The sequence below is a fragment of the Neobacillus muris genome (assembly GCF_943193175.1).
Lineage (GTDB): Bacteria > Bacillota > Bacilli > Bacillales > Cytobacillaceae > Neobacillus > Neobacillus muris.
The window spans coordinates 24706-34229 of record NZ_CALPDF010000047.1 but is presented as its reverse complement, the minus strand read 5'-3'; the positions used below and the strand labels follow the sequence as shown (position 1 = coordinate 34229).

Sequence of the window (9524 nt, the reverse complement as noted above, 5' to 3'; positions counted from 1 at the left end):
ATCAATAAATTTGGTATTTAGATTCTGTGATAATAAAAAATTGCCGAGAAAAATACCCTTTCTCGACAATCTGAGGACCCCTCAAGGTCCTTTTTAAACAGCAGCTTGTTCTTTATCTATAGAGGAATGCTCGATCACACGAACAAATTGTCCCTCATTAAATGGATAGCCAGCTTTTGTAATTTTCACCTTAACCAGCTTGCCAATCAAGTCTTCCGATCCTTCAAACACCACTCTCAGGTAGTTGTCAGTATACCCTTCAATTAAGCCAGAGTTAGGATTCTCACGGAATTTTTCCTCAGGAATCACTTCTAGCACTTCACCTTCAAATTGGGAAGCATATTCTTTTGCAAGCTGATCCGACAGCGTGATTAAACGGTGTACCCGTTCATTCTTCACTTCTTCATCAACTTGGTCTTCCATCCTGGCTGCTGGTGTGCCGGTACGCTTCGAATATGGGAAAACATGAAGCTCAGAGAACTTATGTTCTTTAATAAAATTATAGGTTTCCATAAATTCTTCTTCTGTTTCTCCAGGGAACCCAACAATCACATCAGATGTAACAGCAAGACCAGGAAGTGCTTCTTTCAAACGCTCCAAGCGCTCTGCAAAGAACTCCATATTATATTTACGGCGCATCCGTTTTAAAACTGTGTTAGAACCTGATTGGATTGGTATATGAAGATGGCGGACCACAATATTCGAGTTTTTAATGACCTCAATCACTTCATCGCTAATTTGGCTGGCCTCAATCGAAGAGATTCTTAGACGCTCAATCCCTTTTACCTGTGCTTCTAAATCGCGAAGCAGCATCGCTAGATTGTAATCTTTCATGTCCTCTCCGTAGCCGCCAGTATGGATACCTGTTAAAACGATTTCCTTGTAGCCTGCATCAACCAGCTGTTGTGCCTGGCGGATAACTTCCTGTGGATCACGTGATCTCATTAATCCGCGTGCCCATGGAATAATGCAAAATGTGCAGAAGTTATTGCAGCCTTCCTGGATTTTTAAGGAAGCACGGGTTCTATCTGTAAAGGAAGGAACGTCTAATTCTTCATAGACACGGTTCTTCATAATATTGCCCACACCATTAATCGGCTGGCGTTCCTGCTTATATTGCTCGATATAGGTGAGCATTTTGACGCGGTCCTGTGTGCCGACGACAATGTCCACGCCAGGAATCGCCATAATTTCTGCAGGAGAGGTTTGGGCATAGCATCCCGTCACACAAATCACAGCATCAGGATTTTTCCGAACCGCACGGCGAATGACCTGGCGGCTTTTTTTATCACCAGTATTCGTGACCGTACAAGTATTAATTACATATACATCAGAAGTGGCTTCAAAATCTGTCCTTTCATAGCCCTCCTGTTTAAATAATTGCCAGATGGCCTCAGTTTCATAGTGGTTTACTTTGCAGCCTAGTGTATGAAACGCAACTGTTGGCATAAATGTTCACCTCAATAATTCAAAATGATAGGAAACTGCAGCAAGAGAATATAGCGGAGCAGTTTCCGTTCTTAAAATGCGCGGACCCAAGCCGCAAAGCTTAAATCCGTTTTCCTTTAAAGCGCGGACTTCTTGTTCCGCCAAACCGCCTTCAGGACCAAAAACGATCAGAAGCGAATCACCTTGCTTCAATTGTTTTAAGGTTGATGAAAAAACAGAGACCTCACCATTTCTGCTTTCATCCTCAAAGGCGGCTAATTTATATTGAAATTCGGTACTTCTCGCAAGCAAATCACGAAAATCCATAGGATGGACAACATCAGGCACTATGCTGCGGTGAGATTGTTCAGCCGCTTCTTTTGCAATCTTTTGCCAACGCTCCAGTTTTTTGCCTGCTTTTTTTTCATCCCATTTAACAACGGACCGTGCCGCCGCGAATGGCATAAATACATGCGCGCCCATCTCGGTGCCTTTTTGGATAATCCATTCCAGCTTGTCCCCTTTTGGAAGCCCGCTGGCAATAGCCACTCTGATTGGAAGCTCGGCATTCTCTTCGTTCCATTGTACAACGTCTGCAACGACTCTTTCATCGGTAATTTCTGCAAGCCGGCAAACAGCCTGATTCCCCTCAGGATCTACACAGATGACTTGATCACCAATTTCCATCCGCATCACTTTAACGATATGATGCCGGTCTTCTCCCTCGATATAGAAATGCTGGTCGCTTGCCCTGTGATTAACAAAGTAGCGTTGCACACGATGCACCCTCTCTAAAAACATTTTACTCTATATTTGCTTAAGAAACTGAAGCTTTTAAAGATTATCAACGTAAAAAAAGGGGGATTTCCCCTTTCTCATCAGATTATACCTTTTTAGCCATTAATGCAACCCAGTCTTCCATGGAATTCGTTTCAATGATTTCAAACCCTGAATCCATTAACGCCTGTTTCACCTGATCCTTTTTTTGCTGGATAATCCCAGATGCAATAAAGCTACCTCCCGATTTGAGCACGCGCGCAGCATCATCGGTAAATCTGGTTATGACCTCTGCTAAAATATTGGCCACGATCAAATCAGCCGAATTTTCCTCGACCCCATCCAGAAGATTGTTTTGTCCAATGGTGATTTTGTCATGGACTTTATTGAGCTTTATATTTAATCTTGCCTGTGTGACAGCTACTTCATCAAGGTCGAATGCCCGGACATCGGCCGCTCCCAGCATGGCTGCAGCAATGCTCAATACGCCTGAACCAGTTCCCACATCAATGACCCTGTCACCAGGCTGGACCGTCCGTTCCAGTGCCTGGATACACAGCACAGTGGTAGGATGGGTACCCGTTCCGAATGCCATGCCTGGGTCCAATTCAATAATAAGTTCATCACTGCTGACAGGTTCATAAATCTCCCAAGTAGGCACAATCGTGAATCGCTCCGAGATTTTTACAGGATGATAATATTTTTTCCAAGCGGTAGCCCACTCTTCTTCATGGACTTCACTTATCGTTACTTTATTCAATCCAATATCAATGTTATAAAGAATTAAGTTATTAATCGATTCCTTAATGGCTTCAACTGTTTCACCTAAAAAACTGTTAACAGGCAAATAGGCTTTAACGATAACGCCCTCTTCCGGATAGTCATCTGGATTGAGTTGGTAGATTTCTCCGAATTGATCTTCCCTTTCCTTGGTCAATTCAAATGGATCTTCAATCACAACCCCGCTCGCTCCAGCCTCGTGCAAGATATTAGAAATAGGTTCGATCGCTTCGTTTGTTGTGTGGATACTAATTTCCGACCACTTCATTTCTGCCAACTCCAATCCTTACTCGCCTTTAAAGGCACGTTTAAATTTAGAAAAAAGAGTTTCCTCATGTTCGCCCATCGGAGCAGAACCGCTTAGCTCAGCAAATTCTTTTAACAGCTGCTTTTGCTTTTCTGAAAGCTTGGTCGGTGTGACAATTTGAACCGTCACGTATTGGTCGCCAACGCCAAATCCTCGGACATTCGGCACCCCTTTTTCTTTCAAACGGAATTTTTTGCCCGTTTGGGTACCAGCAGGGATTTTCAGTTTCACCTTTCCATGGAGCGTTGGAACTTCAATCTCATCCCCCAATGCTGCTTGGACAAAGGTGATTGGTGTTTCACAATAAATGTCATCATCCACTCTTTGAAAGAATTCATGCGGACGGACATGGAACACAATGTAAAGATCTCCTGCAGGACCGCCATTAATTCCAGCCTCGCCTTTTCCAGACATTCTCAGCTGCTGGCCATCATCAATACCTGCTGGGATTTTCACTTGAATTTTATTGCGTTTTTTCACTCTGCCGGCACCGCCGCAAGTCGAACATTTTTGTTTAATTTCTTTTCCGGTACCGTTACAATGGTGACAAGTTCTCCGATTCACAATTCTTCCGAATGGAGTATTCTGCTCAACGCTTACTTGTCCAGTCCCTTGACAATGTTTGCATGTCTCAGGCTTCGTTCCAGGTTTTGCCCCAGAACCATGGCAGGTGCCGCATGTTTCCTCACGCGGTATTTCGATTTCTGCTTCTTTTCCAAAGGCTGCTTCCTCAAAGGAGATCGTCATATTATATTGTAAGTCTGCACCTTGTCTCGGCGCATTTGGATCTCTTCTCCGTGAGCCGCCGCCACCGCCGCCAAAGAATGTGTTGAAAATATCCTCAAAACCGCCAAAGCCGCCAAAGTCACCGCCGCCGCCAAAACCGCCGAATCCTTGATTTGGATCGGTATGCCCAAACTGGTCATAATGCGCCCTTTTTTGGTCATCACTTAACACTTCATATGCTTCAGTAATTTCCTTGAATTTTTCGGCCGCATCTGGTTCTTTATTGATATCTGGGTGATATTTTTTTGACAGCTTGCGATATGCCTTTTTTATTTCATCCTTAGAGGCGCCCTTGCTGACTTCCAGCACCTCATAGTAATCCCGTTTACTCATGATTACCACTCCCGAATCTGTCACATAAAAATTATTTTAACACCCCAAAGAAGCTGAACGCAATAAAAACTATTCCATTCACAGAAAAAGCCAAAGCCTTGTGTGTTTGACTTTGACCTTTTCCAGTAGATATGTTAGATGGAATGTTTATTTATCATCCTTGACTTCTTCGAATTCTGCATCAATGACGTCGTCATCTTTTTTAGCAGAACCTTCTGCACCTTGCTCACCTGATTGAGCCTGCTGTGCTTGAGCGGCTTGCTCATAAAGCTTAACTGTTAAAGCCTGAACAATTTCTTGCAATGCATCCTTTTTAGTGCGCATTTCGTCAAGATCATTGCTCTCGATTGCTTTTTTCAATACGTCTTTCGCATCGTTTGCTTTCGCTACTTCAGCCGCATCCACTTTGCCTTCGAGGTCTTTTAAAGTTTTTTCAGTCGTAAATACTAGCTGATCTGCCTCATTGCGAAGCTCGGCTTCTTCTTTGCGCTTTTTATCAGCATCCGCATTTTCTTCTGCTTCTCTTACCATTTTTTGAATTTCTTCATCAGATAAGCCGGTTGAAGACTTAATCGTAATTTGCTGCTCTTTATTTGTTCCTAAATCTTTTGCCCGAACATTGACGATCCCGTTTTTATCAATATCGAAGGTTACTTCGATTTGAGGGATTCCCCGCGGTGCCGGCGGAATATCGGACAATTGGAAACGGCCCAGTGTTTTATTGTCGGCTGCCATTGGGCGCTCCCCTTGAAGAACATGAATATCAACAGCTGTTTGGTTATCCGCAGCCGTTGAGAAAATCTGAGATTTAGATGTAGGAATCGTTGTATTACGTTCAATTAACTTCGTAAATACACCGCCCATTGTTTCAATTCCAAGCGATAGAGGGGTAACGTCAAGAAGGACAACATCCTTAACATCTCCTGTGATCACGCCGCCTTGAATCGCTGCACCCATTGCCACTACTTCATCTGGGTTCACACCACGGTGCGGCTCTTGACCAGTTGCCTTTTTAATGGCATCTTGAACGGCTGGAATACGAGTTGATCCGCCAACAAGAATCACTTTATCAATTTCGGATGCCGTTAAACCAGCATCACTTAATGCTTGGCGAACAGGACCCATTGTCCGTTCAACAAGGTGGGCAGTTAATTCATCAAATTTTGCTCTTGTCATCGTAACATCTAAATGAAGCGGGCCAGCAGGACCTGCAGTGATAAACGGTAAAGATATTTGAGTGGATGTTACCCCAGAAAGATCTTTCTTCGCTTTTTCAGCTGCATCTTTTAAGCGCTGCAATGCCATTTTGTCTTGGGCAAGGTCAATGCCATTTTCTTTTTTAAATTGTTCTACTAAATAATCGATGATGACTTGGTCAAAATCATCTCCACCGAGACGATTATCTCCGGCTGTTGCTTTAACTTCAAACACGCCGTCACCCAGTTCAAGGATGGATACGTCAAATGTACCGCCGCCAAGGTCATAAACTAGGATCGTTTGGTCTTGGTCTGTTTTGTCTAAACCGTAGGCCAATGCTGCAGCAGTTGGCTCATTGATAATACGTTCCACTTCAAGGCCGGCAATTTTGCCTGCGTCTTTCGTTGCTTGACGTTCTGCATCATTAAAGTAAGCCGGTACAGTAATAACTGCTTTAGTTACGGGCTCGCCCAGATAATCCTCAGCATAGGATTTTAAATACTGAAGGATAATAGCAGAAATTTCCTGAGGGGTATATTGTTTTCCTTCAATTTCCTCTTTATGATTTGTACCCATATGACGCTTGATTGAAATGATTGTATTTGGGTTCGTGATCGCTTGGCGTTTAGCCACTTCCCCAACTTGACGTTCGCCATTTTTAAAGGCAACTACAGAGGGAGTTGTCCGGTTTCCTTCTGGATTAGGGATAACCTTAGGTTCGCCGCCTTCAAGTACAGCTACACATGAGTTTGTGGTTCCTAGGTCAATACCAATTATCTTACTCATTGACTTTTCCTCCTTAAAACATTATGTAAACTATTGATTTACTTTCACCATCGCAGGACGAATGACACGATCCTTTAATAGATAGCCCTTTTGAAATTCTTCAATAACGATATTAGAACCATAGTTAGGATCCTCGCCTTGCATAACCGCCTGATGCTGATGGGGATTAAATTCTTTCCCTACCGTTTCAATCGGTTCCACACCTTCTTTTTTCAGTGCATCTGCGAGGCTTCGGTAAACCATTTCCATTCCTTGCAGCAACGATTTTGCCTGCTCGTTGTCAGTTTCGACTTGCAAGGCTCTTTCGAAGTTATCCATTACTGGCAGTAAATCAGCCACTAGTTTTTGTGCTCTATATTTTTCGCTCGCTTCCTGGTCTAACCGTGTGCGGCGGCGGAAATTATCAAAATCTGCTTGAAGGCGCAAATAACGATTATCTGCTTCTTCTAACTTTTTGTTCAGTGCTTGGATTTGCTCCTGCAATTCCTGGATTGGGTTTAGTTCAACGGTTTCGTTCGTTTCTTCAGCGGGTTCTGCTGAATTTCTTTCATCTGCGTTTGTTTCAACCACTTGGTCTTCTATAGACTCACTGGTGTTATTTTGCAGTTCCTCTTCAGTGCTGACAGTCTTATTTTCTTCCGTCAATTTACTCACCTCCCTCAAAGATTAGATTTCCATTTATAACATATTAAAATAGCAAGAGGGGTGAAACCAGGGATTTCACCCATACTCAATATTGCCAGTGCTACTTATATTGATACAGTTTTGTTAAAACTGAGCTCAAATCTCTGCTTAACAGCTGAAGCAATCCAATCACCCGGGAATATTCCATTCTTGTCGGTCCCAAAATGGCAATTGTCCCTAATGTTTCCGAGCCTGCAGAATATGTCGCTGTAATTAAACTGCAGTTTTCCATGATACTGTTTTGAATTTCACTGCCAATTTTTACATTTATGCCAGCTGAATTGCTCCGAATCATATCTGTAATCCATTCTTCATGATCAATGATTGTTAACAGGTTTCTGACTTTAGCAATATCATGGAATTCTGGCTGGCTTAACATATTCGTCTTCCCGGCAAAAAACAGCTTCTCTGTGTTCGGAATTTTAACGGTATCCGCAATGGAATGAAGAATCCCATCATAATTATTAATATGCTGCTTAAGAAGTGAAGCCACTTCTTTATATATTTTGTCATGCAGTTCATCCAGCGGAACTCCATTTAATCGTTCATTCAAAATGTTAACCATTCTTTCCAAATCACTGGAATCAATCGATGCCGGAAGTGTAAAGGTTCTGTTTTCAACATGGCCTGAATCCGTAATCAAGATGGCCACAGCTGTCTCTTTGTTTAACGGAACAATTTGAATTCTTTTTAATTTATTCACACTGACTGCCGGTCCCAGAACAATAGACGTGTAGTTGGTTAATTCTGATAAAATTTTGGCCGATCTTTGAATGATCTTTTCAAATTCAAAAATTTTCTCTGCAAATATCGAACGAACAATTTTTATATCATGCTGGTCCAAAGCCTGAGGCGAAAGCAAATGGTCAACGTAATAACGGTAACCTTTCTCGGATGGCACACGCCCTGAAGAAGTGTGGGTTTTCTCAATAAAGCCCAGTTCTTCCAAGTCAGCCATTTCGTTGCGAATCGTTGCCGAACTTAAGGATATTTCCTCCTTTTTCGACAAACTTCTAGAGCCGACAGGTTGTGCAGATCGAATAAAGTCATCCACTATTACTTGAAGGATTAATAATTGCCGATCTGTTAACAACATTCATCACCTCTGTTAGCACTCATTGTCATCGAGTGCTAATTATATTAATAAATTATCAAAAAGGGGGGATGCTGTCAATCATAAAAGCCTGAGAAAACCAGTATCGCCACAACATTGAACTCCCCCGGAACCCATTGTTTAAATTGTTCCGATAAAAGCCTGAAATACTTCATTTCCCAACAGCCGCCCCGTTTTAGTTAAATATATATTATCCTCATTTACTTCTATCCATTGTTTTCTGATTAATTCATCTATCTCGTTATGAAATAACTGCAGCGGATTCTCCGAAAATTTCTCCTGAAAGCGGCTAATAGAGATACCTTTGGTTTTGCGCAGCCCAAGAAACATTTCTTCCTCCATTTGCTCTGCACGGGTAACTTGGTGTTCTTCCAAAATCGGGAGGCTGCCTTGTTTGACCGTCTCAATATACTTGTTTACCGGTCCGATATTGGAGCGCCTATAACCATTCACATAACCATGGGCACCAGCCCCAAATCCATAATAATATTCATTATTCCAATACGTTACATTATGGCGGCTCTCGAAACCCGGCCTTGAAAAATTACTAATTTCATATTGATGGAAACCGTGCTTTTCCATTTCTTCCATTACTAATTCATACATTTGGGCTTCGATATCCTCACCAGGGGTCTGAAGCTGGCCTTTTCGCATTAGATTGTAAAATACTGTTTTTGGTTCGATAATCAAAGAATACGCTGAAAAATGGGGAATCTCTAATGAAAAAGCCTTTTCTAAAGAGTCTTTAAAATCAGCAATGGTTTGTGTTGGAAGACTAAAGATGAGATCAACGCTAATATTGTCAAATCCCGTTTTTTTGGCGATTTCAATGGTTCGAAAAACATCCTTGGCACGGTGGACCCGGCCGATTTTCTTGAGAAGTTCATCATTAAAAGTCTGTACCCCTAAACTGATCCGATTTACGCCGGCATCTTTTAATATTTGCAATTTTTCCTGTGATAAATCTCCCGGATTTGCTTCAAATGTGAATTCAAGATTCGGGCCTGCCGGAAAATGTTGACGGATGATTCCACAAAATCGAGCTAATTGCCGCTCATTTAAGGAAGTCGGTGTCCCGCCGCCAACAAAAATCGTATCCAATTTTTCCACAGGATCCATCTTTAATGCCAGCTCAATCTCCTGCTTCATCGCTGCCAAATAATCATCTACAGGCTGGCCCTTAAGAAATACCTTATTAAAATCACAATAGTGGCAAATATGTTCACAAAATGGGATATGCAGGTATGCTGCTTTCACCATGTATTACACCTTCTTTTCTCAGTAACAAAAGGAGGCAGGACTGGCCTTGTTTAGGCTGTTCCTTACCTCCCG

Annotated in this window: 8 protein-coding genes; all 8 read right to left on the bottom strand. The window is 42.3% G+C overall.

The features are described from left to right. Window positions 1-93 precede the first annotated feature (93 nt). Complete coding sequence (gene mtaB, locus NFS43_RS21085; RefSeq protein ID WP_251554796.1) at window positions 94-1449, bottom strand: tRNA (N(6)-L-threonylcarbamoyladenosine(37)-C(2))-methylthiotransferase MtaB; 1356 nt, start codon at window positions 1447-1449, stop codon at window positions 94-96. Window positions 1450-1455: 6 nt separating this feature from the next. Further along, entirely contained in the window at window positions 1456-2205 is a 750-nt protein-coding gene (locus NFS43_RS21080) for a 16S rRNA (uracil(1498)-N(3))-methyltransferase (RefSeq protein WP_251554794.1), read from the bottom strand. A gap of 106 nt (window positions 2206-2311) precedes the next feature. Further along, complete coding sequence (gene prmA / locus NFS43_RS21075; RefSeq protein ID WP_251554793.1) at window positions 2312-3253, bottom strand: 50S ribosomal protein L11 methyltransferase; 942 nt, start codon at window positions 3251-3253, stop codon at window positions 2312-2314. Between the two features lie 18 nt (window positions 3254-3271). Further along, window positions 3272-4411: a molecular chaperone DnaJ gene (gene dnaJ / locus NFS43_RS21070; RefSeq protein ID WP_251554792.1), complete on the bottom strand. Its 1140-nt coding sequence runs from the start codon at window positions 4409-4411 to the stop codon at window positions 3272-3274. A gap of 147 nt (window positions 4412-4558) precedes the next feature. After that, window positions 4559-6394 (bottom strand): molecular chaperone DnaK, encoded by a 1836-nt coding sequence (dnaK, locus tag NFS43_RS21065; protein WP_251554791.1) that lies wholly within the window; start codon window positions 6392-6394, stop codon window positions 4559-4561. Between the two features lie 30 nt (window positions 6395-6424). Next, a complete protein-coding gene (grpE, locus tag NFS43_RS21060; protein ID WP_277613990.1) occupies window positions 6425-7039 on the bottom strand; it encodes a nucleotide exchange factor GrpE in 615 nt (204 codons plus the stop codon). 100 nt (window positions 7040-7139) lie between these two features. Further along, a complete protein-coding gene (gene hrcA, locus NFS43_RS21055; protein WP_251554790.1) occupies window positions 7140-8171 on the bottom strand; it encodes a heat-inducible transcriptional repressor HrcA in 1032 nt (343 codons plus the stop codon). A gap of 141 nt (window positions 8172-8312) precedes the next feature. Next, window positions 8313-9452 (bottom strand): radical SAM family heme chaperone HemW, encoded by a 1140-nt coding sequence (gene hemW, locus NFS43_RS21050; protein ID WP_251554789.1) that lies wholly within the window; start codon window positions 9450-9452, stop codon window positions 8313-8315. Window positions 9453-9524: the final 72 nt, after the last annotated feature.

What these genes read in the sequence shown, in the direction of transcription:
- prmA (WP_251554793.1), bottom strand. Translation starts at nt 3,253, where the DNA reads ATGAAGTGGTCGGAAATTAGTATCCACACAACAAACGAAGCGATCGAA.
- dnaK (WP_251554791.1), bottom strand. Translation starts at nt 6,394, where the DNA reads ATGAGTAAGATAATTGGTATTGACCTAGGAACCACAAACTCATGTGTA.
- dnaJ (WP_251554792.1), bottom strand. Translation starts at nt 4,411, where the DNA reads ATGAGTAAACGGGATTACTATGAGGTGCTGGAAGTCAGCAAGGGCGCC.
- hemW (WP_251554789.1), bottom strand. Translation starts at nt 9,452, where the DNA reads ATGGTGAAAGCAGCATACCTGCATATCCCATTTTGTGAACATATTTGC.
- mtaB (WP_251554796.1), bottom strand. Translation starts at nt 1,449, where the DNA reads ATGCCAACAGTTGCGTTTCATACACTAGGCTGCAAAGTAAACCACTAT.